This is a genomic window from Micromonospora sp. WMMD956, from assembly GCF_029626125.1.
In the GTDB taxonomy this organism is placed as follows: Bacteria; Actinomycetota; Actinomycetes; order Mycobacteriales; family Micromonosporaceae; genus Micromonospora; species Micromonospora carbonacea.
In genome coordinates, this window is the sequence record NZ_JARUBI010000005.1 from 3,488,848 (window position 1) to 3,515,161 (window position 26,314).

Genomic DNA, 26,314 nt, shown 5'->3' on the forward strand with positions numbered 1-26,314 from the left:
ACCCGTGACGGCAACCCACCAGCACGACGACCTCGCCGACGCCATCCCGACTTCACCGGCGGTGATCGCCCAGACCTTCGCCACCCCAGTAGCTCGGATCCCCCGCCCCTACGCAGAGATCATCAACGGACAACTCGCCGAACTGGTACTGGCCAAGGCCGACACCACCGGCAACCAGTACACCTACAAGACCGAGACCCTGTCCGACCTCATGCAGTGGGACAACCCAACCGTTGAAGCCCTCAGCGCCTGGGTGCTGCAGATAGCCAAACAGTTCGTTCAGACGCTCGGCCGCCAGCAACGACCCGACCTGCCCGACTTCGAAGTCGTCGTGGGCAGCAGTTGGGCCAGCATCTACCGCACGGGCGACCAGCACGAGGCCCACTTCCACCCCAACACCGCACTCACCGCCATCTACTACGTCCAAGCACCCGACGCGTGCGAGCTGGACCTGATCGACCCACGCGCACACGTCGACTACTATGACCCCGGCATCACCATCGCCGGCGAAGGCAGCCGTGTCCGGCTACGGTGCAGGCCCGGCGAGCTACTGCTGTTTCCCGGCTGGGTCAAGCACGCGGTACCCGAATTCACCGGAGACGGCCTGCGCATCTCGATCTCCTGGAACCTCGGCTACAAGATAAAGTAGCTCGACCTTCGTGTATCACGGACAGTGAACATACCGGCGGAGCCAGTAGTGAGTTGGGCAGCCAGTCAAGTCCTCGCATCTACTCGTCCTCGATCGCAGGCGGTCCGGACGGCGGTAGCGCCGTCAAGAAGGACCCCGGCCCTGCGCATGGATTGCCATCAAGCTCGCCCGAACTCCACGATCGCACGCAGGCCAGTAGCCAGGGAACTGTCGCCCTCGGAAGGCCTTGACCTCCGTCGCGCTCAGCTCGCGGTGAACACACGCAGGAGACTGTGGCGGCCTGACTCTCCCCTCCTCATGATCGGGCCTTCAGTCCGCCCGCAGGCGGACTAAAGGCCGGGTAGGCAGGCCTATGCCTTGCGCGCGACCGCCCCGTACATGGCGATGTCCTTGTCCGCAATCCCTGGGGCCTCGGATCCGTCCGGACGCCACTTGTGGACCTGGACCAGCCCCGGCTCGACGATGTCCAAGCCGTCGAAGAACCGCAGCGCCGTGGCACGGTCGCGGAAGACGAGGGTCTCACCGAGCCTGTTGTACTGCCGTTGGACCTCGGCCAGCGGGATCGGGTCGAACTCGTCGGTCGCGATGGACATCGCCAGGTAGCTGCCCGCCGGCAGCACGTCCAAGACCTGCCGTACGACCTGTAGTGCTTCCGCGTCGTCCTCGATGAAGTGCACGATCGCGATCAGCAGCAGCCCCACCGGCTGGCTCGGGTCGAGGGTCCGCAGGAACTCCGGCGCGGAGATGATCGTCTGGGGATCGCGCATGTCCGCCGCCACGTATGCCGTGCGTCCCTGCGCCGTCCCGACCATCAGCGCACGGGCGTGCGCGAGCACGAGCGGGTCGTTGTCGGTATAGACCACCCGTGCGGCCGGATCGACCGCCTGCACGATCTCGTGGAGGTTCGGTGATGTCGGCAGCCCGGTGCCGATGTCGAGGAACTGCCGGATCCCGCACTCGGCGGCCAGGAAACGCGCCACCCGGTGCATGAAGGACCGGTTCGCCTGCATGTGGACCCGCAACGCGGGCCAGATCCGCAACGAACTCTCGCCGGCCTCGCGGTCGGCGGCGAAGTTGTCCTTGCCACCCAGGATGTAGTCGTAGATTCGTGCGCCGTGCGCCCGGTCCGTTCGCAGATCGATCCTGCGGGCATCGTCGCCACGACGTTCCACCACTGCCTCCGTACAACGATGCCGCCACTCGTGCAGGCGACCCTACACCGGCCATGCGCCACAGCCAGATCCTCTATGGATCGGTCCCACAGTGAGTTCGGTCGACGCGTCACCGCGCGGCGGAATCGCCTGGTGCCCGGATCTGCCGCGATCCGCGCCCCGCCTCCACGCTCGCGCGGAGACGCCCGGCCTTTCGAGGCAATTCGGCGGCGACCAAGGTGGGCTGAGCGAGTGGGCGCTCAGCTCACCTGCGGGCCTTGAGTAAGAGACCGGTCCCTTTCGCGTTTGTCGGGTCGGTCGCGGGCAGCCGTTGAGGTCACTCGCGCTGGCTGTTCTGTCGCGCGGGGCCGAGGTGTCGCCGTGTCCGTTGCCTGGCGATTCCCGGCCGTCTGGGGTAGTCCGGTGGCAGGTAGCGGTAGACCGATCGTAGAGACTTTCCGATTCTCTCGGCGATTCGTTCAGGCTCGATGTCCGGTTCTCGGCGCAGCCAGTAGGCCACCGCTTCCCTAGTCTCCCTGGGGACGTCCGGGACCTCATCGTCGCCAGCAACATCTCTGCCGTCCGCGCCAATCGCTTCGTCCGCTGCGGGCACGGCCTGCGGTGGGACGCTGCTGCGACTCTCGGCTTGCAGGGGCTGCTCGTCCTTGGGATCGGGGACTGGGCTTCGGTCCGGCTCTGGTTCCGAGACCTGCTGCTCATCAGCTGACGTTGCCGCCGTGAGCCAGCTGGACGGTGACGGCGGAAACGAGCGGGGCTCAGGTGCCCGAGGCGCTGGGACGTGACCTTCTCGGCTCAACCAGCGACGGCCTCTGGCGTTGTCGGCTGTGATGATCCGTTTCGGGGTGAGGTCTGCGGCGAGGAGGTTGGTGATTTCGTTGTAGTCGGCGGTGGCGGTGAGGCGGTCGGCGACTTCGTCGAGGTCGTACACCCGGACGGCGATGTCGGCCGTGGTGGTGTCCAGCGCGGCGCGGATCTTGCGGTGTAGCACCTTGGCGATCGCGGCGTTGCGGTGTTCCCGTTCGATGGTGGCGCGGGCGTGGCGTAGGGAGTCGTAGAGGTCGAGGCCGTCTGCTTTGGCGATCGTGCGGGCTCGGAGGGTGATGGCGGGGTGGCGGAGCCAGTGCCCGATCACTTCGTATGCGGGTGGTGTGGGTGGGAGGTTGCCGGTGGCGCGGAGTCGGTCGCGGCGTTGGTTGCCGGCGTGGAGGAGCCAGACGAGGTATCCGAGGGCGGACATGGCGGCGTAGAAGCCGCCGAGGAGGTGGTCGGGGTGGGCGGCCCAGTTGAAGGTCACCGCGCTGGCGGCGATCGCGGCGGAGAGTAGGCGGGAGGCGAGGGCCCGTTCGCCGAGGCGGCGTCTGACGTTGGCGTCGGCCATGACCACGACGCCGCCGAGTTCCAGGGTGGCGACGGCGGGGATCGCGATGATCAGCGGGACGTCGAGGGTTTGGGCGGCGCCGGTGACCTGCCCGATGAGGGCTACGGCTAGGACGAGGGCGTAGAAGGCCTGCCGGGTCCAGGCGGCGCGCCTGACCGCTTTGAGGACGTCGGCGTCGAGGTCGTCGCGGGTCACCGGGACGCCGGTGGGTGTTCGTACGCGCTCCGGCCGGTGATTCGTATCCCGCGACGGAGGCTGGCCGAGGGACGAGGTGGGTCGTGAGGCGGCGCTGTCGCTGGTGACGGGCGCGGCGGTCTCGGTCGAGGTGGTGTCGATGGCCTGACCGGTTGGTGCCGTCACGGGCGAAGGAACGGAGTGCGCCGTCATGATCGGGGTCCGTGGTCGCGGCGGCGCGGGTGTCCGGCGGGTCGGTGGGGTCGCGGGGCGGCGACGAGCTGGTCGGCGAGGGCGAGGGTGGCCTCGCTCGGTTGGGCGTCGATGTCGGCGAGGCGGCGGGTGAGGTCCTGGCGGAGGGCGTGGATGTCGTCGGCGTGTCCGAGTGCGGCGTGGATGCGCATCGCCTGCTGGTACAGCGGTTCGGCGTAGGGGTCGTGGCTGATGGCGGCCTGGATGACGGTGAGGGCTTCGTTCGGGTCTGGTGTGGTGGTGGCCAGGGTGAGGTGGGCGTCGAGGGCTTGGCGGCGGATGCCTTCGCGGTGGGCTTCGATCCATTCGTAGTCGAAGCCGTCGGCGAGGTTGCCGCGGTAGGCGTCGACGGCGCGGCGTAGCGCGGTGAGCCGGTCGGTGTCGGTGGCTCGGTCGGCGGCGCGCAGCGCGGCGCGCATCTGCCACAGGTCCGTGTCGACGGTTTGCCGGTTGAGGGCGTATCGGTGGGTGGTGTGGGTGAGGTAGGTGGCGGGGCCGCCAGTGTGGGCGAGGGCCTTGCGGAGCGCGGACACGTAGGTGTGCAGCCGGTGGGGTGCCTTCGACGCGGGGGCGTCGGGTAGCAGGTCGTCGAGGATGGCGTCCTGGGTCGCTTCGCCGTCGTGGACGGTGAGGTAGACCAGCAGTTCGAGGGCCTTCGCCCGCAGCGGCAGGCTGGTGTCTCTGCCCAGGATGTGTGCCCCACCGAGAACCTGCACCTGCACCCGCCCACCGCGATCACCGGGCTGACCGTCGAGGGCGGTTGATGGGGTGCTCGGGCGGTGGGAGGTCTCGGTGGTCATCGTCGCGCGGTGGTAGGCGGTGAACATCGGTGCGGCGTCGACATCGGGCGCGAGGTCAGCGTCGGCTGCGGCGGGGTCGCTTGCGGTCGGGCGAGGCTGCGTGTCTTGGGCGCTGTCTGTGCTTTCGCCGTTCGCGGTCGGGCGTTGGTGTGGGTGGGGTTGTGTGGCGGTGAGCGTGGAGAGCAGGTCGAGCGTGTCGGTGGCGGTCAGGACGGTCAATCGGCCGGTACCTGCCGGGCGGGTGCTCCGCTGCCCGTTGTCGTCGGCGGTGAACCCGTTGTCAGCGACGCTGATGGTGTCTCCGTAGGGCCAGGTGCCGAGCAGGACGCCGTGGATGTCGAGTCGTTGCCCTTGGGAGAGCACTGCGGCGGTGCGAGCGTGTTCGTGTGCCGCGGCGGCGTCGGCGATGAGCAGCAGGGGCGGCAGAGCTTCGGCCGACGGGTGGGCGTCGCGCAGCGCGGTGACGGTGTCGGCCTCGTGCGTGACGCAGACCCGGGTGCGGTGCAGGATCTGCTCCTCCACCGCGGTGAGGGCGTTGGCGAGGGTGTCGGTGACGACCAGGCCGGGCGTGTCCGCGACGAGGCCGGCTTTGTCATCCAACAGGCTGGCCAGGACCCTGGCCGGAACGATTACCTGGCTGCGGTGCGGCTGCTCCGGTGTGGCGGCGAGTGCGGATACCAGGAGCCCGCGCGCCGCTGCCGGCGCGGCCGGTCCGGTCAGTCCGAGGCCCGACGCCGGCCAGGCCGCGGCCGGTTGGCCAGTCAGCGCGACGGTGGCCGGGCCTGTTTCGGGCAGGTCGATCGGTCCGCTCTGCGACGGTGTGGTCAGGGTTAGATCGGGATCGTCGGGGGAGAGGGCTGCGGTGGTCGTAGCTGGGTCCACCGCCAGGGCGGCCGCAGTCTCGCCCGCATGTGAGGCGTTGCCAGAATCGCTGCTGGTGGGAGGGCCATAAGCAGGCAAAAGGTCGGGCAGCGCGCGGCGGATGAGGGTTAGAACGGCGGGCAGGCGCGGTGGCTGCCGACCGTGCTCCTGGGCGTTCGGGGACGCGTTACGAGGCGGGGTGTAGTGGTGTCTCCGGCGGCTCCACGCGAGAGCGGCGGCGGCCAGCAGCGCGGCGGCGAGCGTCGCCTCGATCCAGCCCCGGTCGTCGAGGGACACGCCGGGCTGGTCGCAGTCCGACCTGTCGGGCCCGGGGGTGGCAGGCGTGACGCGGGTGGTATCAGGTGAGGTCGGCGGGCTGGTGTCCCTGTCCGGTGGCCGTGATGGCGTGCTGGCAGGGGTGGTGTCGGGGGCGGCCGGTGGGGTTGTGGAGGGCGCGGGTGAGGCGGGCGTGTCCGCGTCGGCGGGCAGGCGCAGCCTCCAGCCGGGCCGGATCAGGTCGGGGTCGGTCAGGCTGCCGGTGGCGAAGCGGGTGCCGCGGTTGAGGGAGTAGATGTCCCGCCACCGGTCGGCGTCATCGAGGCGGCGGGCGGCGATCCCGGACAGGGTGTCGCCCCGGCGCACCGTGACGGTGTGCTGCTTCGCTGTCGTCCCGGTGTCGTCTCGGTCGGCCGAAGCCCCGATGGTGCGGGGGCTGCTGTCGGCGTTGGCCGCCGACGGTATGGGGTTGTCCGCGAGATCCGTGGCCGTGACGGCGAGGGCGGGGGTGGTGCCGCTGGCGCCGGCCGTCACGGCGGTGGCGCCGAGCAGCGCCGCGGTCAGGCCCTGCATCGGTCCGGGGAGGCGCAGCTGGCCGAGCCGGCGCAGGCGGTGACCCGCCCGGTGGTGCAAGTGGGTGAGCACGGTGGTGGCCAGCAGCGCCCAGAGTGCCCACCCGGCGGCGAGCGTCAGGACGGTGAGGAATCCCGGGGTCAACGGCTGCCCGAGCCACACCTGGACCTCGTCGCCGTCCGGCCACCGCAGATAGGGACGGCCGAGGCCATACAGAACCAGTGCGGGAGCGCCGATGACGACACCGGCGGTCAGGGTCCTGCCGATGCGAGCGATAGTCCGGATGCTCATGACGTCCCTTCCTGCCGACCGGTGGGATGTGCGGCAACGCAACGCTAGGTCCGGACAGGCCGGTAGGGACGCCTCCGGCGGATCACACAAGCTCACAGCGCCTTACACGACCTCACAGCCGCAGGTCACGACCCCGGCGCGCCCGTGGGCCTCTGCCGACTGCCCGTGCACGGGAAGGCGGGCCGAACGCGGACAGAGCCTCTTCCGCCGTCGTGCTGTCGGCTGCTTCGCCCTGGCATCGCCACGTAAGGCTGGTGCCGCAACGGCAACCGACAGGATCGACGCGCGGGGTCCTCTTACTCGAGGGCCGCCCCGCCCATCGACGTCGTTACGCCCGCGTCAGGCACGTGAAAGTGCTTTTCACGGGTGACGTGAGGATCTTCTTCATGTTTGACTGACTCGCATGTCGGTGCAGGCGCGGCTCGCGATCGACTACGGCTCCGCCAACACGGTGGCGGTGCTGGCGGGGCCTGACGGCCGGTGGACCCCGGTGACCGTCGACGGCGTACCAGCGATGCCCAGCGCCGTGTGGGTCGCCGAGGACACCAGCGTGTGGACCGGACAGCAGGCGTGGCAGGCCGCCGCGCACCAGCCACACCGGTTCGTCCCGGCCCCGCAACGCCTCGCCGAACAGAGCATCGACATCGACGGCCGGCAGGTCGAGGCGACCGACCTGGTGGCGGCCACCCTGCGGCGGATCGCCGAGCACGCCGGGCAGCTGGTCGGCGGGCCGATCGAGGACGTGCGGCTCGTGGTGCCGGCCGGTTGGGGGCCGAGGCGGCGGACGTGGATGCGGCAGGCGGCGCACCGCGCCGGCCTGGGACAGCCCCGCCTGGTCGAGGCGCCGGTCGCGGTAGCCGAACACCTGGTCGCCACCGGCATCCAGATGCCGGTCGGCGCGTACCTGGTGGTCGTCGATGTCGGCGGCGGGGCGGAGGTCACGGTCCTGCGTCGCGGCCCCGCCGGGTTCGAGGTCCTCTCCACCCTGGCCGACCCCGCGGCCGGCGGCGACGCCATCGACCACGCCCTCGCCGCAGCCCTGGCCGGGCAGGGCGACGGCGGCGGGTGGGCGTGGGCGGCGAGCGTGCGGACCGCGAAGGAAGCCCTCGCCCAGCACGCCGCCATCACCGTTCCCCAACCCGCCGGAACGGCGGTGGTCGCGACCAGCGTGATGCTGGAGCAGGCGGCGCGGCCGATCCTGCAGCGGGTCGGGCAGCTCACCGTCGACGCGATCACCGCCGCCGAGCTCACCCCGGCGGACCTGGCCGGGATCTACCTGGTCGGCGGCACCGCACGCCTACCCGCGACCGCCGCCGTGATCGCCGAGCGCACCGGCCTCACCCCGCAGGCCGTCGAGGATCCGATGCTCGCCGCGGCCCGTGGGGCGGCCGACGCGAACACCAACGCGCCTACCGCAGGCAGCGGGGGAGGGCCGGAGCCGCAGGTACCGCCGGCACGGCGGGTGCTGCCCGTCGCGGTGGCCGGGTTCGCGTCACTGGCGATGATCAGCCAGATGCTGCTCACCATCGACTGGCGCGGGGTCTACCCGAACGAGTGGGCGACCCCCTCCTGGGGACAGCTGGCCATGGCGTCGGTGTTCGCGGTCATCGCCTGCCTGTCCGCCGGCACGCTCCTCGGCGCACTGGCCGCCGCCCACAGCCCAGAACACACCAACCGGTCACCCGCAGGAACGGTCAGCCTCGGCATCCTGTCGGCGGTCTCGCTGGGAATGGGCCTGGCCAGCCTCTACGCCGTGGTCGCCGCCCAGTACCTCGGCATGCCGGCCGGCCCGTTCCTACGGTGGGCGCTGCTGCCCGTCACCCCGATCGTCGGCCTCGCCCTCGTCGCCGCGGTCATGGCCGCCCTCCAATGGCGCACCCCACCCGGCGGATGGTCGGCCCTGCTGTCGTTCCCCACCGGCTCCGTCCTCGCCGCCGCGATCGGGATGGGCCTCGTCCAGTACTCCATGACCGCCGACCGGTGGCCCGACATGGTGCTCTTCATCGAAGTCGCCGGCCGCGTCGGCGGCCTACTGATCGGCGTCGGCGCGGTCATAGCCCTGATCCGCCCCTGGCTGCTGCGGCTGGTCATCGGCGCGCCGCTGGCCGTCATCACCGCCGCCATCACGTCGTACCGCATGCTCGGCGTCCTCGCCGGCATCTACGCCACCGCCGTGGCCATGTGGTGGGTGTACCGGCTGTGGACCCGCCTCGTCCGCACCCCGGCAGCCCACCCATGACCGGTGATCACCCCACCGCCACAAGCCGACCCCGCTCGCCTAGGCGGCCCGGCAGGAGAGGGCGGGCAGGGTGAGGTGGCCCCGACAGGTCGCCACCGCGGCAGCACTCACCACCGTCCTGACCTGCCCACCGATCGTGCTCGCCCACACCGTCGGATGGCCCCTACCCACCCGCCCCACACAGGAGCAGCTCCACCAGTGGATCAGCGACCCACTGACCGAGAACACCCTGATCGCCGGCCTGGTTTTGCTCGCCTGGATGCTCTGGGCCCTCCTCGCCGGCATCACCCTCCGCGCCACCGCGACACGACTGATCAAGACGGTCCAGCGGCTGCGGCGGGTACCGCTGCCCACCCCCATGCAGGCCACCGCCACCGGCATGGCCGGCGCCGCCGCCCTCTGGACACCCACCACCACCTCCACCGCGACCATCGACGCACCCACCCCCACCCCGACCACCACCAACCACGAGCAGGCAGCCGTTCCGGGCGTGGACATCCCCGGCGGATGGCTCCCCGCCGACACCGCCCAACAGATCGCCACCGCCAGCGCGCTGGTCTGGCTACGCCGCCGCCGCGCCTACCAACCCCAACCCCCCGGACAACCCCGCGACGACAGCGACCTGACCCCACTACCGTCCACCGTCACCGTCGTCCAAGCCGCCACACCACCCACCACACCACCCACGACCACGCTGGTGTTTCCTGCTGGAGGCATCGGCCTGACCGGCCCCGGAGCCGCCGATGCCGCACGCGGCATCCTCCTCACCACCCTGCTCCAAGCCCTACGCCCCACCGGCCACCCCACCACCCTCGTCACCAGCAGAGATGACCTCCACAGGCTCCTCGGCCCCCACACCCCGACCCTGCACCCCCTACCAGGCCTGACGGTTGCCGACACCCTCGAAGAGGCCATCACCACCCTCACCCAGCCGAACAACCCGTCCGGCACATTGCCGACGCTGCTCACCCACACACCCACCGACCCCACCATCGCCGCCCGGCTCGCCACTGCCCTGACCCACACCGTCGGCGTTGTCATCGGCACCTGGACCCACGGGCCTACCTGGCACGTCAACGCCGACGGACATACCCGCCCCGACACCAGCAGCGACCCGACCCGACTGTGCGTACTCACGGACACCGCCGCCCGCGACCTGCTCACCGTCCTCGCCCCCGCTTCGACCACCCCGCCCGCGACAGCCGTGCCCCGACCACGACCACCCACACCCGCCCCGCCACCCGCGTCGTCCCCGCCGAAACCCCTCAACCTGCAAGTCCTCGGCAACCCCACCCTGCGAGCAGACGGCACGCCAGTGCCCATCCGCCGCAGCGCTGCCCTGCAGATCCTCGTCGCCCTCGCCGCCCACCCCGACGGCCGCACCACCCGCGAACTCGCCACCACCATCTGGCCCGGCCTGGCCCCCCACACCGTCACCCGCCGCCTCTACACCACCCTCAGCGACCTCCGCAAAGACATCACCGCCATTGGCCACCCGAGCCCCGTCGAACACACCAACGACCGATACCACCTCAACCAGCAGCACATCGACGTCGACCTCTGGCAGCTGAACGCCGCCATCGACCAAGCCGCCACCGCCCTCACCGACCCCACCCGCGCCTACCAAACGATCATCGACCACTACACCGGCGACATCGCCGCCCACCACACCTGGCCATGGCTCGACCCCATCCGCGAGAAGACCCGACGACACGTCATCGACGCCCACACCGTCCTCGCCGACCACACACCCGACCCGAACACTCGTCTACACCAGCTTCAAGACGCCCTCCGCCTCGACCCGTACAACGAACACCTCCACCACCAAGCCGCCGATACCCTCACCAGACTCGGCCGAGCCCAGGACGCCCACGCCCTCCTCTCCCGCTACCACCAAAGGCTCACGGACACCGGCCTCACGCGGCCCTGACTGAACTCGCGAACCCCTTTGGCGCACGCCGTGACCGCCCCGGCGAGAGCACCTACGGTGCGCCCCACTCAAGTCGCGGGCGTAGCGGCGACTTGACCGATCCGTGCCGCCGAGCGTCACTGACATCCCCGGCCGGCGGCCAGCGAACCCGGCAGCGGCACATCCACGCCATCGTCAGCCCGGCCGTGAGCCTTCCCGACCCGAAGGGAGATGAGGATGCCGCACCGCCGCACGACACCCGGCAGCGTCCACGACGCCCTGCAGTGACCGCTCGCCACCAACGTCGCCCACTGGCAGCCCGCGACTTCCACCGTGCCCAGCACGCGGCCCTATACCCGGTTGCCCAGTTGTGCCTGGCTGACCGGTTGGAGCCGGTCGTCTAACCCCACGCCATACGAGAGAGCGAAGGCTGCCCTCACTGTCGCCGAGCGTGGCACGACGCCACGTACCTCACCCGTTGGAGCCCACCCATGCCCAAAATCAAAGTCGACGTTCAGCTACTGGTCTGGCTAGAGCAAAGACGCGACCCCGACCACACGTACAACGACGTCATCCGCGACGAACTCGGGCTACCCCCGCTCCCACGGCCAGCCCCGCCACCTCCCTCGTGGCCGCCTCTGCTACCCCTGATTCAGGCAGGACTGCTGGAACCAGGACAGAAACTGACCTGGGACCGACCCCGCCGCCGCGAGGTCTTCACCGTGACCGTCAACGAGCAGGGCCACCTGGTGACCGACGACGGCGTCGAATGCGAGACGCCGAACGTAGCCGCCCGAGTCATCGCCGGCTACCCCACCCAAGCCTGGCCACTGTGGCACACCACAGACGGAACATCCCTCGCCGACCTACGCGACCGCCTACCCGCAACGACCAATACCAACCTGGAAGACGGCGGATCGTCTATGCTGCCGCCCGCCGTACACGACGACTGACGACGGTCACGCCGGGTCTGTCAAGTTAACGGCTGATCTTGGTTGTTGAGGTGGTCAGTTGTTGGCTGGGGTGAGCCGGCCTTCGAAGGCGATCTGGAAGGCGTTCAAGGGTGCCTTCCAGCGCATGGTCCACCGCCGGCGTCCGGTGCCGGTGGGGTCGAGGCTCATCAACGCCATGTAGACGCACTTGAGCGCGGCCTGCTCGTTCGGAAAGTGGCCGCGGGCGCGGACGGCCTTGCGGATGCGAGCGTTCACGCTCTCGATCGCGTTGGTGGAGCAGATGACCTTGCGGATCTCCACGTCGAAGGCGAGGAAGGGCACGAACTCGGCCCAGGCGTTCTCCCACAGCTTCACGATCGCCGGGTACTTGCGTCCCCAGGTCTCGGCGAACTCGAGGAACCGTTCGGTCGCGGCGTCCTCGGTCGCCGCGGTGTAGACCGGCTTGAGCGCTTTCGCGATCTTGTCCCAGTCCTGGCGAGCCGCGTAACGGAACGAGTTGCGCAGCAGATGCACCACACACGTCTGCACGATCGTGCGCGGCCACACCGTCGCGACAGCGTCCGGCAGGCCCTTGAGCCCGTCACAGACCAGCATCAACACGTCGGCGACGCCGCGGTTCTTCAGCTCGGTGAGCACATGCAGCCAGTGCTTCGCGCCCTCACCGCCGTCACCAGCCCAGATCCCGAGGATGTCGCGATGCCCGTCGACCGTGACCGCCATAACGACGTAGATCGGCCGGTTAGCGACCTGACCATCGCGGATCTTCACGTTGATGGCGTCGATGAACACGACCGGATACACCCTGTCGAGGGGCCGGTTCTGCCACTCCGCCATCCCGTCCATGACCTTGTCGGTGATGGTGGAGATGGTCTGCTTCGACACCTCGGCGCCGTACACCTCGGCCAGATGCGCGGCGATCTCCCCATGAGTGAGGCCCTTGGCCGACAGCGACAGCACCATGTCGTCGACCCCGGTCAGGCGCCGCTGGCGCTTGCGCACGATCTGCGGCTCGAACGTCCCGGCCGCATCGCGTGGAACCCGGACCTCGACCGGGCCGACGTCGGTGAGCACCGTCTTGGACCGGCTGCCGTTACGGGTGTTCCCACTGCCCCGACCGGCCGGGTCGTGCCTGTCGTAGCCGACATGGTCGGTGATCTCTCCATCGACGGCGGACTCGAGGACCCGCTTGGTCAACTGCTGCAACAGCCCGCCCTCACCGGTCAGCTTCAACCCGTCACCACGAGCCCGATCGACCAGCATCGCAATCAACTGCTCATCCGTGACCGCACCCACCGGCCCTGCGGCCGGCTCTCCCACGGTGGTCTCGGTCGCCATCTGGCGTCTCTCCCTTGATCGGTCGATCAGCCGCTATTTGTACAGTCCCCCTTCGGGCGCAATTTCACGATCAAGGCCGTGACCAGCGGGACGTGACGATCGCCCGGGTGCCGCTTGGTCAGAAATCGCAGGCGTTCGCTGCAGTCCCGACGGCTCTGCCGGAGGCAGGTAGTCCGTGAAGTACGTCGAGGATGACTTGCCAGCGGAAGGGCTCATCGTCCTGGGGTGGGCGTAGGACTTGGGTGGGGGTGAGTCGTACGCCGTGGTCGGCGAGTAGTCGCAGGTGGGCGTCAAACGCGGGGTGGCGGGCCAGGGTGGGTTTGACGTAGGGAGAGGCGATGATCGGTAGGCCCGTGCCGAGGGATTCGTTGAGGATGCCGAGGGCCAGGCTGTCGTTGATGCCGGTGGCCCACTTGTTGATGGTGTTGAAGGTTGCCGGGACGACGGCGATGGCGTCGGCGCGTGGCAGGGTGCTGGGTTCGTCGGGGTGGCGCTGTCGGTATCTGACGGGATGCCCTGTTGTGGCGGCCAACTGTTCGGTGGGGAGCCAGGTGTAGGCGGTTTCGGTCGCGATGATGTGCACGTCCCAGCCGTCGCGTTGTGCCGCTTCCACAAGTTCGGTGATGTGCCGGGCTGGCGGAGCGGCGCAGGTCACCAGGTAGAGCAGCCGCGTGTTCGTAGGTTCGGGCATTACGCGGTGATCTCCGCTCGTTCGGCGAGTGCTCGCAGGCCGGGGGTGACGGCGCGGCGTTCACGGGCGAGTAGGTCACCGATCAGGTGGCGTGTTCTGGCGTGCACATGCACCGTCTGGGGGGCGATGCGTTCGGCTTCGAGCAGGTGCAGCACGGCTGCGGGATCGTTGTCGGGTGAGGTGGCGTTGGCCGCTGCGAGGTCGAGGTGGACCTGGGCGCGGCGGCTCATCAGCGCTTTCGGCAGCGATGAGGTGTCGAGTTGTTCGCCGAGATGGATAGCGAGCTGTGGTCGGTCTGTTCGGGCGGCGATGTTGATGCGGTGGATCATGACGTTCGTTGGTCCGAAGCCGGTCCAGAGGTCGTTGCGGTCAGTGCCGATCCATTGGGCTAGGGCGTACGCGTCGTTGAGATGCCGTTCGGCGGTGGCGGGCTGGGCTTGGCGGGCGGCGACCAAGGCTGCGAGCAGGGTCAGTGCTCCCTGAGTCGATAGCGTCCGGGGCCCGTGTGGATGTGGGGTCGCTGCGACGCGGTCAAGGGCCGACAGCACCACTGCCTCTGCGCTGTCGGTGCGGTTTGGCATGGCCAGCAGTGCGGTTCCCACGGAGAATGCCGCTGCGGCGACGAGGGCGGTGTCCTCGGCTTGGTCGGTGGCGATGCGAGCGGCTCGGTCGGCAGCTATCCAGGCGAGGCTGGGGTCGCCGAGTTTGACGGCGACCTTGGAGGCGGCGAGGTTCGCCGCCGAGAGGACGGCAGCGGCTCGGATGCGATGGTTGTCGGCGCAGACGCGGGTCAGGACGTTCGCCTGCTCGATCGTGTCGGGTAGCTCCCGGATCGTCTCGGCGTAGTTGCCACGTTGGTAGAGGCTGTGGATGTGCGCGACCCGTTGACGGACCTCCGGGAGCATGGTCGGGTCGATCGCCTGTTTCGGTTGGTGGGGTGCGAGCAGGTGGTGGCGAAGGTGGGCCAGCAGGCGGGCGGCAGTGCCATTGTCGCCTTCCTCGCGGCGGCCAGCCTCCGTGTCAACGGCTGACGGCTGCCGGTGTCGTGTGGTCGTGAGGTCGGTCTCTGGCCGCTCGTTGTGGTGTTGCTTGTTGCCGAGTTCGCGGTGTTCGCGGGCTGTGGCGTCGTTGGCTGTCATGACCGCCTCGGGTATTGCTCCCCACCGTGCTCGCTGGGCGGCCTCGGCTCTTTGCGTGTTGAACTCGGTGTGGAGATGTCGGTAGGCGTCGTAGGCGGCCAGTAGCTGGCCGTCTGCTTCCAGCAGCGCATCGCAGCGGAGCCAGAAGATCCGGTCGACGACTTGCCTGCCGCGTTCGACCATGGCCAGGGTGCTGCGTGTCGTGTGTACCTGGCGTGCGAGGGCTTGCTGGATGAGGCCTCGCGACGTACGCAGGGCGGCGAGCCTGCGACCGAGATCGTTTCTTGCGTGCTGGAGGTCCTGACGATCGATCATGGGCTCGGCCTTCCGCTTGCATCGGCCCGCGTCGAGCCGATTGTTGCGGTGCTTGGTACACAGCGATTCGACACTATCGGAAGGCGGGCGAGCTGGGCGTGGAGCTGAATCGTATGGCTCGCTGGCGTGGCGGGTAGGACTCCACTTCTATCTCCTGGGCAACGAGGGAGCGCTGCCGAAGATGGCCTCCGTGGCCGCTTGGGCGAGTGTGGCTTGGGTGGTGGCGGGGAGGCCGAGTCGGTTCCAGTGGAAGATCACGTGTTCTGCGATGACTGCGCGTAGGCCGCGGGTGAGCCTGCCTGTCTCGCGTAGGTGTTGGAGGGCGGTTCCGGCGTTGTCGAACCCGGCCTGCCAGTCGTGGGTGTCGCGGGTTGAGCCGAGTAGGAGGTGGCGGACCTTGCCGGTGAAGGCCTCCCAGGTGTGGGGGGTGGTTGGCCGGTTGAGGTGTTCGGCGCGGTGCTGGGCGACGTGGGCCCAGACGTCGCCTTGTTCGTTGAGGTCCAGTCCTGCGGCGCGCATGAGCGCGGTGCACAGGGTCAGTGAGCGTTCCCGACGGTCGACCGGCGGGGTGTGGAGGTAGGTGAGGAGGTGGTGGCTGTCGTGGTGGAACAGTGTGTGGGCGGCGTTCATCGCGTCGGGGCCGCCGAAGGCGTGGATCTCAGGTTCGTAGATGTCGGTGGTCCAGGTGACCGCGTCGGTGAGTAGGCGGTGTACTGGATCGTGGCCGTCATGCGGTGGGGTTGGCAGGTAGCGGATGCGCCAGGCGCCTTTGCGTATGAACCACCAGGAGGTGATGAGCCCGGATGTTTCGGCGGCGGGCAGGATGTGGCGTAGGTGCGGCACGGCGTGTCGCTCGCGTTCCTGGCGGTCCTGTCCGGGATAGGTGATGGTGACCTGCTTCCAGGTGCCTTCTTCCACGGTTGGCCTTTCGTCAGGTGAGTAGGAGGCAGGCGTCCCAGGAGGTGGAGGTGGCTGCGGCTGTGGCGAGGGCGGAGCCGGTGGTCCCGTCGAGGAGCCCGGTGCCTTCTTCCTTGGTGGGATCGGCGTTCTGGTGCAGACGTGCCAGTGGGGTGAGGGATGTCGGTATGAGGGCGTCTGCGGTGATGCGACGGCCGGTGGCGAGCAGCCCGGCCGTGCCGTGACAGAGACTGCGGTCGTGGAGCCGGCGGGTCTGGACGGGGTCGTTGACGCAGGCGGTGAAGGCGGCTTCGGCGCGGCGTTGGCGGATGGTGTCGCGCAGGGCGAGGGCGGCCAGTTGCTGTGCTCGGGCGATGCCGGGGGTGCCGTAGCACCAGGAGGGGCGCAGCGGTTGCCGCTGTGCTGGTGTGCCGTGGTGTAGGTCGGCGAGGGTGAGTGTTTGCGGCCACCAGGCGGCGTCGGTGCTGTGTTGCTGCCAACTGTCGAGCCATCGGCAGATGCGGTGAATCGCGTCAGTATGGCCGGTTACGGTGACGCGGTCGCTCAGGGTCAGGGCGAGGAGCGCGAGCGGGCCGGTGATGCCGTGGGCCATACCGTGGTTAGCGTGGCCTCCGGGTGGTGGCGGCTGGTCGCGGTCGGGGCTGTTGGCGCACCACCAGCCGGGAAGTCCCTTGAGGGGTTCGGTGAGTCGGACCAGGTAGTCCAACACCTGGCGGAGCAGGTCGTGGTCGCCGAGGCGGCGCAGGGCGACACCGAGTCCGGTCAGGCCGCGGATGAGGTCGTACTCGGCGTAGTGCGGCCGCAGGCGGGAGTCTAGGCGGCGGTGGGCTGCGTGCAGCCGCCGTCGGGTCACCGTGGCGGTCCCGGACGCTGCGACCGCTCGTGCGCGGGCAAGGCCTGGGTGGCTGGTCGAGGCGAGAACGAAGGCGAGCGCGGGGGCACCGTAGTAGAGGCTGGCGCCGTCGGCGATGCTGACGCCGTTGGCGGTGGCGTCTCGCAGGGCTGCGTGCGCGGCTGGCCAGTTGCCGGTTTCCAGGTGCAGGAGGGCGACGCCGGCTGCGCCGTCGGCGAGTGACTGGCCGGTTGTCATGTCGTTTCCCGGTGGGTGCGGGCGACGGCGCGGGCCAGGCGCAGGCAGTGCCGCTCGGAGGCGGTGTCGACGCCGATCATCCGGGCGTGGTGCAGGTGCAGCAGGTCGGCCAGCACGTGGTCGAGATCGAGGCCGTCGGTGTGGGCCAGCCTCCGGTAGGTAGCCAACGCCGTGGTGAGGTCGTTGTCTCGGTGGGGGATGCGGGCGCGGTCGAGTTGGGCGGGGTTCAGGCGGGGGCCGCTGCGGTGGGGGACGTGCTCGGTGAGCCAGCGGGGTCCGTCGCCGCCGGTGAATCCGTCGGCGATGGTGATCATCGTGGCGGCGGTGGCGGCTTGCCGGTCGCCGGTTAGCCGTCGTAGGGCCGCGCGGGAGTCAGCGGCGAACACCGCTTCGGCGGCGGCGAGGGCTGGGCCGGTGCCGTGGCGGGTTTCCGGCCGGTATGTGTGCAGGGTGTAGTCGTGCAGGACGCCGTCGTGTTCCAGGCGCTGTGCCCACCGGGCGAGGTCTCTGGCGGTGTCGGCGAACCGCCCCACCCGGTGTTGGGGGATGCGCAGCCGCAGGTGGGGTTCGGGGTCGGGGTACCGCAGAAACCACCAGCCGGCTGGCAGGATGTTGGTGGGCTGGCGGGCGAGATCGGCGAGGATGTCGTCTGGCTGCCCGTACACCCTGGCTTCCAGCCACGGTGACTGGCCGGGTCGGTGCCGCAGGGCCGATACGGCACGGACCGGCCGGGGCGGCGGGGCGGCCGGCGGCGCGGCGGTGAGGGTGAGTAGGAGTTCGGCGGGCCTGCCACCGATCCAGCCCGCCGGGCCCGGGGCCTCGGTGAGGATGGTGCGGGCATGTCGGGCGAGGTGCGTGCGTAGTACTGCCAGGTGGGCGTCGTCGTCCAGGTCTAGACGCAGCCGCACGTCGTCGTCTCCCACTAGGACCTCGCCGGGGATGCGGTGCCGGTCACGGTGTCGCAGCCATGTGTCGCGCCACTCCGGCCACGGCGCAGTACGGGCAAGAGCTGATCGGTCGATGGCCCAGCGGGCGGGGTGCAGGACGCTGCGTCCGTGGCGAACGCGTGGCAGGAACGGCAGGCCGTGGGCGTGGCCCCAGTCGAATCTGCTGCACGGAGCCGACCACGCCGTCCAGATCTCGGTCAGGAACCGCAGCAAGGGCTGTTGGAGACCGGGTAACAGCACGCTGTTGAGCAGCAACGGCTCGATCGGTCGGCCGGTCGTGCGCGACACCAACCAGAGTCGTTGGCCGTCGCCGGTCACGGCGAGGTCCGCGACGATGTAGGGCGGATCGGGGTGGAAGTCCCCGACCGGCAGGACCGGCAGCAGTTTCGGGGTCCGGGCTAGCGGGGTCAGGCGAGCGTCCAGTGGCGGGCCGGACAGCTGTGTCACGTGCGCGCCGGGCAGGACGGTCGGTAGGCGCTGGTAGACCTGCTGCCACGATGCCAGCTCGGCGTTGGTGAGCAGGTGGAGGAAACGGCCGGAGGCGGCACCGGCGTGGCGGGATCCGCTGACCACGGTCAAGGTGAACGCGCCTCGGTCCAAGTCGCGTGGGGTATCGGCGGCGAGGGTGAACCGTAGCTCGGTGTGCGGCATCAGCGGTCGGTCGTCGCTGCGAAGGCGGCCGATCAGCTCGTCGTCGAGGACGATCTCCGCGCAGTCGTTCAGCGCGGACTGCTGGGCGAGCTGCGTGAGCAGGCGGTCTCGGGTGGTGAACACCGCGGGTACGCGTCGGGTCGAACCCCGGTATCCGGCGGGAAAGCCCAGGACGTTCAGCACGTCGCGTACCGGAACGGCCGCGCCCGGACCCCACCGTTCGATGAACGCTGCGTGGTACTCCGCCCATCCGGCATGGGGTGGTGCCATCGCCGCTAGCGTCGACGCGGCCCGGCCCGCCTCACGCAGCACCGCCGGGGGCAGCGTCACCGAGGCGTCGATCCGCAGATCGACCGCGACGCGATCGCCGGGGTCGGGTAGCGCGAGGTGGCGGGCCAGGTACGTGGCCGGGTCGGTGACGGTCATCGCCGGCCGCAGCGCGGACAGAAGGACACCCGCCCGTACCAGCGAGGCCAGCAGGCGTTCGGTCACGCCGACCTCGGTGAGAGTCGCCCCGGCGATCCGGGTGGCGAGCTCGGCGAACCGCAGCGGGGACGTCGCCGCTTCGAGCGCCGCCTGGATTGGCCCGGTCAGGCGAATCTCCACATCCCACCGGCGGTCGCCGTCGGCGCGGGCGCAGGGCAGCACCCACCTGTCGCCGCGGCGGTAGCCCAACGAGTTCGTCACCACCGCGACGTCGCGCAGCAGGGCCAGGTCCTGCTCGGCCCGCGCGGTGTGGCCGGCGACGAACTGCCCGTCAGGTCGAGGAACTTCGTGATGCGCCTCGCCCCAGCGGACCGACGCGCGGGCACCGCACTCGACCGGAGCGACGCCGGCGAAGGTTCCGAACGGGGTCGCGCGGGTGGTCCATCTCAGCAGGTACCGAACAGCCGACTCGACCACCCGTCGCAGTCGGCACAGGGAGACCGGTTCGCCGGCCACGGCCTGGGTGATCTGCTCGGCCAGCTGCGGTGTGGCCCCAGCGACGGCGACGGCGAACCCGGGTAGCGCCCATGCCGTCGTCAGCCACTCGCGCCACCGCTCGGGCTGGTCGGACGTCAGGTCGGGCCATGCGGGAAGGGCCATACCGCTCGGGTAGGCGGCGGCTCTGATCAGCGCCGCACCAGCCATGGAGAACATGACGCACCCTCGAAACCGGGGGCCCGGCGTTGACCAACGCCGGGCCCGGAAGGTGAAAGCCTGTTACCTGCCGCCGGAGCAGGCGTTGGAGCCCGTGTTGCCCGAGCCGCAGTTGTCGTCGGTGTTGGTGGCGTACCCGCTCGCGGCGGGTCCGGCGTCCACCAGGGTGACGTCTAGGTCGTACTCCTCGAGTTCCTTGGTGTCCACTCGCTGTCCTTCCTATGCGGGGGTGAAGGTGAGGACGACACGGCTGTGCCGCTTGTCCAGCACCGTCCCGGCCGGCAGGTCGCCGTCGGGAGTACCTGCGGCCAGGACGTGCAGCACCGGCGAGGGCTGGCCAGCATCCACCCACGCGCGCATGTGCCCGACGAGGCACCCCGCCTCAGCAGGAGCGTCGGGCCCGTGCGCGCATGCGCCCAAGTCGAACATGTCCTCGGTCCAGCGCAACGCCGACCGGTAGGTGAACGTGCCCTCACGCAGGACGGCGGGCGTACCGAAACGCCACGCGGGAGCGACGACTCCGGCATCGACCGCCTCCTGCTGCGCGGAGAGCACCACGAACTGACCCGCCTCGTCGGCGAGCCGGGCCGCCAGCCACAGGTCCAGGTCGGCCAGAACGGTGCGAGGCGGCAGGCTCACCCCGGCCCACGCCTGCTCCCGCCGCTGCGTCAGCAGGCCGCCGACGGATTCCGGATCGACCCGCTGACCCTCGTCCAGCCGCAGATGGACGCCGTCGGCGATGTCGACGTACCGCATCTCGTGGGCGCCGGCGCCCTGCATCGCCACGAACCCACACAGCCGCTGGCTGTGGCTGACCAGCCGGTCACCAACCCGTCGCAGCGCCCACGACCGGGTCATCCCGAACGTCCGCAGCGGCGCGACGAGCACACCATCCTCCGCCAGCTGCGCCATCCACGCCGGAGGAATGTCCCACGCACCGGCCGTCACGATGATCAGGTCGTAGCGGCGGACCGGCCCGATCGGCTGCTCCGCGTCCGCGCACACAACCGTGACATCGCCGTAGCCCGCTGCCGCGAGGCACGCCACGGCCCGCGCGGTCACGTCTGGGTCGATGTCCACGGTCCGCACCGAACCCGACGGGCCTACCAACTCCCGCAACAGCGACGCGTTGTAGCCACCCGATCCGACCTCCAGCACATGCCGCCCCTGCAACCCGCCGAGGGCGTCAGCGGCCTGACCGAGCATCTCCGCGATCAGCCACGGAGCCGACACGGAACTGACGGTCTCGTCGCCGCGCCGCTTGGTGATCACTGCGGTGTCGCCGCGGTACGCCTCCTCCACCGCCACCCCCGGCGTGAACAGCTCGCGGGGAACCGCCCTCAGCGCCGCCTCCACCTCCGGCCGCATCGTCAGCCCCTTCGCCGCGTGATCAGCGATCAGCTGATCAACCATCGCGGCACGAAGGCCCTTACCGCTCACCGTGTCGACACTCATGTACGCGCCACTCTCCCCATCACTCACAACCACACCGCCGGGACGCTCTTGCTCATCCACCCGAGGATGAACACGACCTCGGGACACCTACACCAGCCCGAAGGCGCACGGCCCTCGCGGAACCAGGCCACCGCGCCGAAGCGCCCCTTCATCGAGAAGTGGTGCCGACGGTTGAGGCCCGGGTCATGTCCATCACTCAACGCCAACTCAACGATGTCGACCATCCTCGACATGGAACTTCGACACCGCGTCCAGGTGCCGGTACACCCGTCTCCCGCGAACGTGAGGCGTCTGGCCACGCTGCGAAATGCCACAGAATCGCGACCTACCACCGCGCCCCTGGGCTGGCTGTCATGGACGGCCTACTCCGTCATCTCCGGCAGACCACAACGCGCCTTCACCGTCCTGGGTGACGGCAAGCACGGCGTCGGACACACCACCGCGACCACCGCTGCCGCGAACCTCACCGACAGCGCCCACTCCCTGTCCCTGACCACGCCACGGACCTGGGCTGCGCCAATGGGAACAGTCGCGACGGCCCGACGCCGCATGGTTCAACACCAACCTCGTCCCCAACCACGAGGAGAACCTCTCTGGCTGGGACCTGCATCACCGCCGGAACCAGCCAGTAAGGCACCCAACCCTGTCACACCGGCCTGATCGAATATGCGCACGCCGACGCCGTAGCACCGTCGCATGAAGGGGTACCTGATGCCCACGTCTCGCCCCGGGGACCTTGTCCCACCCACGCTCGTGATCATCCGCGGCAACTCCGGCAGCGGGAAGACGTCGGCGGCGCGGGAGGCGCGGCGCCGCTACGGCCGCGGTGCCGCGCTCTTGGAACAGGACTACCTACGCCGAACCCTGCTACGCGAGCACGACACCGCGCACATCAACCCGGTCGCGCCGGCGTTCATCACCGCGACCGCCCGCACCGCCCTCGACCTGGGCTACCACGTCATCCTTGAAGGCATCCTGCACACCGAACGCTACGCCGACGCCCTGCACCACCTCATCGACCACCACCCCGGACCAACCGCCGTGTTCTACCTCGACGTGTCCTACGACGAAACCGTCCGCCGCCACCTCACCCGCGCCGAACCCATCCCCGTCACCCCCGACGAGATGCGCCACTGGTACACCCACCGCGACCTACTCCACACCCCCACCGAAACCGTCATCCCCGAAACCAGCACCCTCGACCAGACCGTCGCCACCATCCTGCGCGACAGCGGCCTCACCACCGCCGTACCCCGCACACCCTGCCCACAACGCTGCCAACACTGCTCCCGCGAAGCCGACAACAGCCACCGCCCCCTCCGTAGCCCCACGGGCGCACCCCCGCCTACGGAGGCTCGACCACCAGCAACCGACCCGGCACGGGTCACGCTTCCTTGAACTCCGCCCAGTTCTGGCACCCGACCGCTCGCGATAGCGGGATCTACCTGCAGCGACGCGTCGACGATCCACGCAGCTACGACTCCACGGGAAGTGACAGCGTTCGCCGCCTGGCCCAGCCCGTTGCAGAGCTCAAGTCACACAGAGGCCACGCGCAGCGCAAGCCAAGAACGGGCCTTCGTGAAACCTGACCACTTCGAAGGCTGTCGACGTCCGATGCGGTGAGTGGGTGATGCGTAACTCAACGATGGCAACGGCTTTGCCGATCTTCGGCAGGGGGATTCGTGTCCCGACCAGTGTGGGAGCAGCTCGACTCGCTCGCCCTCAGCGACGGAGTGTTCTGCGTATCCGTCGAGATCGAGATGCAGCCACGGCTCAACCTCTGGGGCCATCCTGAGCAGCCCGACCTGCGCGAACGGCTCGCCAACGACAGGCCCCATGGCATCGGCGGCAAGAAGTTGCTCCGTCTGCTCTGCGTGCGCCACCGGATCCAGAACAACCTCCCCCGCATCCCGGTCTGGCTGACCTTCGTCGAAGGACGCCACGGCCCGATGTTCCGGCACGAGGACGGCCGCTCACCGTGCCCGGAGCACGAACCCGAAACCGATACCCACAAGCGCTCAAGGAACGCAAGGCCCGCACCTGGGAGTCCGTCGGCGGCACCGTCGAGGTCGAGGTGTGACGGCCGCGAGCGCGCCGCCGCCCCGACGTCCTGGCCATCGGCCCCGACCTGACCGTGGCCGGGGAGACCCGGCACTCCAAGGCCCGGGTTGTCACCGCGCTGGGTGGATGCTGGGCGACGCCTCGGTATGGCCGTCGGGCTCACGCGGCGCGGTCGGCCTTCCCGATTCTTCACAGCAACGCCATCCCACCGCCACGTAGATCGATGATGATCAGTCCGCCTGTTGTCGTTGATCTGGAGGCATGAGATGACACGACCGACTACGAAGACGCCCGGGCTCACACGACCCCGTGTGCGCGCCGTGACGCTGACACTCGCCACGCTCGTCGGTGCGTTCCTCTCGACCACCAGCGTGGGCACAGCGGAGGCGACGCCACCGGGGATCCCCTCCAAGGCGACCGCGCAGTCGCAGCTCAATGCCCTGGCCGTCGCCAACGAGGGTTCCACCAGTGGCTACTCCCGCGACCTGTTTCCCCACTGGATCACCATCAGCGGCAGCTGTGACACGCGCGAGCAGGTTCTCAAGCGCGACGGCACCTCAGTCGTCGTCAACACCTCATGTCAGGCCACATCAGGCCGCTGGTACAGCCCTTATGACGGGGTGACTTGGACTGCCGCGTCGGACGTCGACATCGACCATGTGGTCCCCCTTGCCGAGGCGTGGCGCTCCGGCGCGAACTCCTGGACGACCAGCCGCCGGCAGAGCTTCGCCAATGACCTGTCACACCCGCAACTGATCGCGGTGACCGACAACGTCAACCAGTCCAAAGGCGATCAGGACCCGTCGACATGGCAACCATCGCTGTCGTCGTACCGCTGCACCTACAGCAAGATGTGGATCACCGTGAAGTACGCCTGGGGCCTGCGGCTGCAATCGTCGGAGAAGTCTGCCCTGCAAAGCATGCTCAACACCTGCTCGTCCTGAACCGCCCTACATCTCGGCGTCGGCAGCCCCGGGAGCGGGGCTGCCGACGCCAGAATGCGCACGGCCCCGCGCCCAGTCACGGCTGTAGAGCGTTCGAGCTCGTAAAGGGAACTCGGACCAGACCCGGAGGGGTGTGCCCGCCGATCGAGGCGGAGAGGGCACGGCGGGACGGAACGGCAACGCTGCTGACGCGGTGGCCCCGCACGCTCGGCCCGGTGATCGTCGAGTGGATCACCTAGCCTTGCTCGATGCTGCCCCGCCGGCCAGCGCCGCCGGCTTGTGCGCCTTCACCCCGCGCGGGCTCGTATCGGCACGTCTGGTCGTGCCCAGTTGTGGCGTGAGATCGCTTCCTTGGTCTCGACGTCGAGGTCGAGGATGTCCAGCTCTGCGGCGTCTCCGAGTTTCAGGAGGGTCATGATCCGGGTGATCACCGACCGGCGTACGGCGCGTCGTTGCGGGGTGCTGTCGTGTGCGCGTAGGTGATCGCGCATCTGTTGCCACGCGTCGGGTTCCACGCTGCGGGGGGCGAGGGTTCTTCCTCTGGCCAGGAGTCGTCGCCAGCGTCGTCGGGGTTGGGTCTCGGTGGCGGCGATGTCCGTGACGACGTGTTGCAGGAGCCGCATCTGCTTCTCGACCTCGGCGCGTTGTCGCGCGAGGTCGTTGACCTCGTGGCGGGCGGCGTCGATGATCACCTTCACATCGGCGCGGGCCTGGCGCAGCAAAGCGGCTGCCTGACGGCGGGCGCCGCTGATGATCTCGTCGGCTTCCTCTGTGCCGGCGGCCTGCGCCACGGCTGGGCAGCAGTCGAATGCCAGCGGGGTAAGAGGCGCCGGGTCACCGGCGTCGTGGGTGCGATAGCCGGCCTTCGCGCCGGCCTGGTACCACCGTCGTGCCCGCGCCAGGTCGTCGTCGGGTGTCGACGGGGTGTCGATGCTGGTATTGGCAGTGACGACGGAGCGGTACTCGAGCAGCATCGCCAGGCGTACCGCGGCGTCTGCGACGTCGTGGACGGCGGCGATGTGTAGCCAGTGCTCGGCTTGGTCCCGCCGTCCGTGAATCTGGTAGTGCACGCCGAGTAGGTAGGCCGCGGTGCCGAGTTCGGCGTCCGCGATGGTGTCGTCCATCTGTCGGCGCTGAAGCGGGTCGGCCGCGCGCTGCGCGTGCAGGTGCAGGACCCGACGGGCCTCCACCGAGGTGTTGCGGGTCGATCGGGGGCCGAGGCAGGTGTCTACCGCATGTTTCAGGTCGTCTGCGATGCTCACGCGCTTTTCCCTCCTTCGGTGTCGGCCCTGGCGCCAGCCAGCCGCTCCTGCAGGGTGCGTAGCCCGCGGGCCTTGTGGGTCTTGAGTGCCGACACGCTGATGCCGAGGATCTCCGCAGCGGCGGACTGGTCGAGATCACATAGTTCGGTCAGCACCACGACCTCCCGTTGTCGCGTGGGCAGCCGACGTAGCGCGGCGAGGAGATCCAGCTGCTGGTCCAGGTCGCGAGCGGGGCCAGCGGGCAGGTCGTCTGCCTCCTGGCGCTGTTCCAGCGAGTCCATCTGTACTGGTATAGCGACTCGGCGGGCAAGTTGTTGGCGGGCCAGCCGGTACATGAGGATCTCCGGTCGGGTGTAGCGGCCCCAGTAGTGGCGCACCAAGATCATGACTTCCTGCACGACGTCTTCCGCGGCATGCCGGTCGCCGGTCCAGGCCGCTACCGCCTTGAACAGCTTTCCTCGCCACGCTGTGTAGAAGGAGATGAACTGCTCGTTCGCTTCATCGCTGGTCACCGTCCGCATCCCACGCCCGCGCCCCCAGCAGCCAGACGGATCTGATCCGGACGCCGAAGCCCTTGGCATGACCTGCGCCAGTCGTGGCGGGCAACGAGACGGGCGCACTGCTTCGAACTGTGCATGCCGCCGCACCACGGTGTACCACGCACGGACATCCTCCTCGGGGACGTGAACGACGTGAATCGTCGCTACCCAGAAGAGGCTCACAATCAGTGGCAAGGTCTACACCGCCCGACAAATCGTGATCTCGCTGTGACAGAGCGCGATGATCATGGGCTGCGATCCAGAGCCACTGGTGCCCACTGGCAGAATCCGGAGGGCTCC

General features: G+C 69.4%; 21 protein-coding genes. 7 read left to right on the forward strand and 14 right to left on the reverse strand.

Going from position 1 to position 26,314, the window contains the following annotated elements:
- Positions 1–4 precede the first annotated feature (4 nt).
- Positions 5–649 (forward strand): TIGR02466 family protein, encoded by a 645-nt coding sequence (locus tag O7628_RS16060; RefSeq protein ID WP_278131563.1) that lies wholly within the window; start codon positions 5–7, stop codon positions 647–649.
- Positions 650–999: 350 nt separating this feature from the next.
- Here O7628_RS16060 and O7628_RS16065 read toward each other — a convergent pair whose 3' ends face one another.
- The 3 genes from O7628_RS16065 to O7628_RS16075 form a co-directional block, all read right to left on the reverse strand.
- On the reverse strand, positions 1,000–1,821 hold the full coding sequence (locus tag O7628_RS16065) for an SAM-dependent methyltransferase (RefSeq protein WP_278131566.1): 822 nt from the start codon (positions 1,819–1,821) through the stop codon (positions 1,000–1,002).
- Positions 1,822–2,137: 316 nt separating this feature from the next.
- Complete coding sequence (locus tag O7628_RS16070) at positions 2,138–3,394, reverse strand: hypothetical protein (RefSeq protein WP_278131568.1); 1,257 nt, start codon at positions 3,392–3,394, stop codon at positions 2,138–2,140.
- A 188-nt stretch (positions 3,395–3,582) separates the two neighbouring features.
- Positions 3,583–6,426 carry a BTAD domain-containing putative transcriptional regulator gene (locus tag O7628_RS16075; protein WP_278131570.1) on the reverse strand — a complete coding sequence of 948 codons (2,844 nt, stop codon included), beginning with the start codon at positions 6,424–6,426 and terminating at the stop codon, positions 3,583–3,585.
- Between the two features lie 403 nt (positions 6,427–6,829).
- Between O7628_RS16075 and O7628_RS16080 the strand changes: the two genes are divergently transcribed.
- The 3 genes from O7628_RS16080 to O7628_RS16090 all read left to right on the forward strand — a co-directional run bounded on the left by O7628_RS16080 (position 6,830) and on the right by O7628_RS16090 (position 11,527).
- A complete protein-coding gene (locus O7628_RS16080; protein ID WP_278131573.1) occupies positions 6,830–8,665 on the forward strand; it encodes an Hsp70 family protein in 1,836 nt (611 codons plus the stop codon).
- 70 nt (positions 8,666–8,735) lie between these two features.
- On the forward strand, positions 8,736–10,595 hold the full coding sequence (locus O7628_RS16085) for a BTAD domain-containing putative transcriptional regulator (protein WP_278131574.1): 1,860 nt from the start codon (positions 8,736–8,738) through the stop codon (positions 10,593–10,595).
- 470 nt (positions 10,596–11,065) lie between these two features.
- Positions 11,066–11,527, forward strand: a complete 462-nt coding sequence (locus O7628_RS16090) for a hypothetical protein (protein ID WP_278131576.1) — start codon at positions 11,066–11,068, stop codon at positions 11,525–11,527.
- 54 nt (positions 11,528–11,581) lie between these two features.
- Here O7628_RS16090 and O7628_RS16095 read toward each other — a convergent pair whose 3' ends face one another.
- The 9 genes from O7628_RS16095 to O7628_RS16135 all read right to left on the reverse strand — a co-directional run bounded on the left by O7628_RS16095 (position 11,582) and on the right by O7628_RS16135 (position 21,432).
- A complete protein-coding gene (locus tag O7628_RS16095; RefSeq protein WP_278136322.1) occupies positions 11,582–12,787 on the reverse strand; it encodes an IS256 family transposase in 1,206 nt (401 codons plus the stop codon).
- A 193-nt stretch (positions 12,788–12,980) separates the two neighbouring features.
- Positions 12,981–13,553, reverse strand: coding sequence for a flavoprotein (locus tag O7628_RS16100; protein WP_278131578.1), 573 nt, complete (start codon positions 13,551–13,553; stop codon positions 12,981–12,983).
- Positions 13,553–15,007 (reverse strand): helix-turn-helix transcriptional regulator, encoded by a 1,455-nt coding sequence (locus tag O7628_RS16105; protein ID WP_278131580.1) that lies wholly within the window; start codon positions 15,005–15,007, stop codon positions 13,553–13,555. Before O7628_RS16105 ends, O7628_RS16100 begins: the two co-directional genes overlap by 1 nt.
- Positions 15,008–15,154: 147 nt before the next feature.
- Complete coding sequence (locus O7628_RS16110; protein WP_278131582.1) at positions 15,155–15,925, reverse strand: thiopeptide-type bacteriocin biosynthesis protein; 771 nt, start codon at positions 15,923–15,925, stop codon at positions 15,155–15,157.
- A gap of 13 nt (positions 15,926–15,938) precedes the next feature.
- On the reverse strand, positions 15,939–17,015 hold the full coding sequence (locus O7628_RS16115; RefSeq protein WP_278131584.1) for a lanthionine synthetase C family protein: 1,077 nt from the start codon (positions 17,013–17,015) through the stop codon (positions 15,939–15,941).
- Positions 17,012–19,753: a lantibiotic dehydratase gene (locus tag O7628_RS16120; protein WP_278131585.1), complete on the reverse strand. Its 2,742-nt coding sequence runs from the start codon at positions 19,751–19,753 to the stop codon at positions 17,012–17,014. The genes O7628_RS16115 and O7628_RS16120 overlap by 4 nt, the downstream gene beginning before the upstream one ends.
- Before the next feature lie 63 nt (positions 19,754–19,816).
- Complete coding sequence (locus O7628_RS16125) at positions 19,817–19,960, reverse strand: FxLD family lanthipeptide (protein ID WP_074475007.1); 144 nt, start codon at positions 19,958–19,960, stop codon at positions 19,817–19,819.
- 12 nt (positions 19,961–19,972) lie between these two features.
- Complete coding sequence (fxlM, locus tag O7628_RS16130) at positions 19,973–21,208, reverse strand: methyltransferase, FxLD system (RefSeq protein WP_278131589.1); 1,236 nt, start codon at positions 21,206–21,208, stop codon at positions 19,973–19,975.
- Positions 21,209–21,231: 23 nt separating this feature from the next.
- The gene (locus tag O7628_RS16135) at positions 21,232–21,432 is read right to left on the reverse strand and encodes a hypothetical protein (protein WP_278131592.1); all 201 of its coding nucleotides are present in this window, start codon (positions 21,430–21,432) and stop codon (positions 21,232–21,234) included.
- A 487-nt stretch (positions 21,433–21,919) separates the two neighbouring features.
- Here O7628_RS16135 and O7628_RS16140 point away from each other — a divergent pair, with 487 nt between their 5' ends.
- The 3 genes from O7628_RS16140 to O7628_RS16150 all read left to right on the forward strand — a co-directional run bounded on the left by O7628_RS16140 (position 21,920) and on the right by O7628_RS16150 (position 24,213).
- Complete coding sequence (locus O7628_RS16140; protein ID WP_278131594.1) at positions 21,920–22,606, forward strand: AAA family ATPase; 687 nt, start codon at positions 21,920–21,922, stop codon at positions 22,604–22,606.
- Between the two features lie 296 nt (positions 22,607–22,902).
- Positions 22,903–23,340, forward strand: coding sequence for a hypothetical protein (locus O7628_RS16145; protein WP_278131596.1), 438 nt, complete (start codon positions 22,903–22,905; stop codon positions 23,338–23,340).
- 195 nt (positions 23,341–23,535) lie between these two features.
- Complete coding sequence (locus O7628_RS16150) at positions 23,536–24,213, forward strand: DUF1524 domain-containing protein (RefSeq protein ID WP_278131597.1); 678 nt, start codon at positions 23,536–23,538, stop codon at positions 24,211–24,213.
- A gap of 287 nt (positions 24,214–24,500) precedes the next feature.
- On the opposite strand, the gene O7628_RS16155 is transcribed toward O7628_RS16150, so the two are convergent.
- Together O7628_RS16155 and O7628_RS16160 are read right to left on the reverse strand one after the other, a co-directional pair.
- Positions 24,501–25,475 (reverse strand): hypothetical protein, encoded by a 975-nt coding sequence (locus O7628_RS16155; protein WP_278131599.1) that lies wholly within the window; start codon positions 25,473–25,475, stop codon positions 24,501–24,503.
- Positions 25,472–25,987 (reverse strand): sigma-70 family RNA polymerase sigma factor, encoded by a 516-nt coding sequence (locus tag O7628_RS16160; protein ID WP_278131600.1) that lies wholly within the window; start codon positions 25,985–25,987, stop codon positions 25,472–25,474. The genes O7628_RS16155 and O7628_RS16160 overlap by 4 nt, the downstream gene beginning before the upstream one ends.
- Positions 25,988–26,314 lie beyond the last annotated feature (327 nt).

Coding starts and splice junctions, on each gene's coding strand:
- O7628_RS16075 (WP_278131570.1), bottom strand. CDS start 6,426: ATGAGCATCCGGACTATCGCTCGCATCGGCAGGACCCTGACCGCCGGT.
- O7628_RS16080 (WP_278131573.1), top strand. CDS start 6,830: ATGTCGGTGCAGGCGCGGCTCGCGATCGACTACGGCTCCGCCAACACG.
- O7628_RS16090 (WP_278131576.1), top strand. CDS start 11,066: ATGCCCAAAATCAAAGTCGACGTTCAGCTACTGGTCTGGCTAGAGCAA.
- O7628_RS16095 (WP_278136322.1), bottom strand. CDS start 12,787: ATGCTGGTCGATCGGGCTCGTGGTGACGGGTTGAAGCTGACCGGTGAG.
- O7628_RS16100 (WP_278131578.1), bottom strand. CDS start 13,553: ATGCCCGAACCTACGAACACGCGGCTGCTCTACCTGGTGACCTGCGCC.
- O7628_RS16105 (WP_278131580.1), bottom strand. CDS start 15,007: ATGATCGATCGTCAGGACCTCCAGCACGCAAGAAACGATCTCGGTCGC.
- O7628_RS16115 (WP_278131584.1), bottom strand. CDS start 17,015: ATGACAACCGGCCAGTCACTCGCCGACGGCGCAGCCGGCGTCGCCCTC.
- O7628_RS16120 (WP_278131585.1), bottom strand. CDS start 19,753: ATGTTCTCCATGGCTGGTGCGGCGCTGATCAGAGCCGCCGCCTACCCG.
- fxlM (WP_278131589.1), bottom strand. CDS start 21,208: ATGAGTGTCGACACGGTGAGCGGTAAGGGCCTTCGTGCCGCGATGGTT.
- O7628_RS16135 (WP_278131592.1), bottom strand. CDS start 21,432: ATGGTCGACATCGTTGAGTTGGCGTTGAGTGATGGACATGACCCGGGC.
- O7628_RS16140 (WP_278131594.1), top strand. CDS start 21,920: ATGCCCACGTCTCGCCCCGGGGACCTTGTCCCACCCACGCTCGTGATC.
- O7628_RS16150 (WP_278131597.1), top strand. CDS start 23,536: ATGACACGACCGACTACGAAGACGCCCGGGCTCACACGACCCCGTGTG.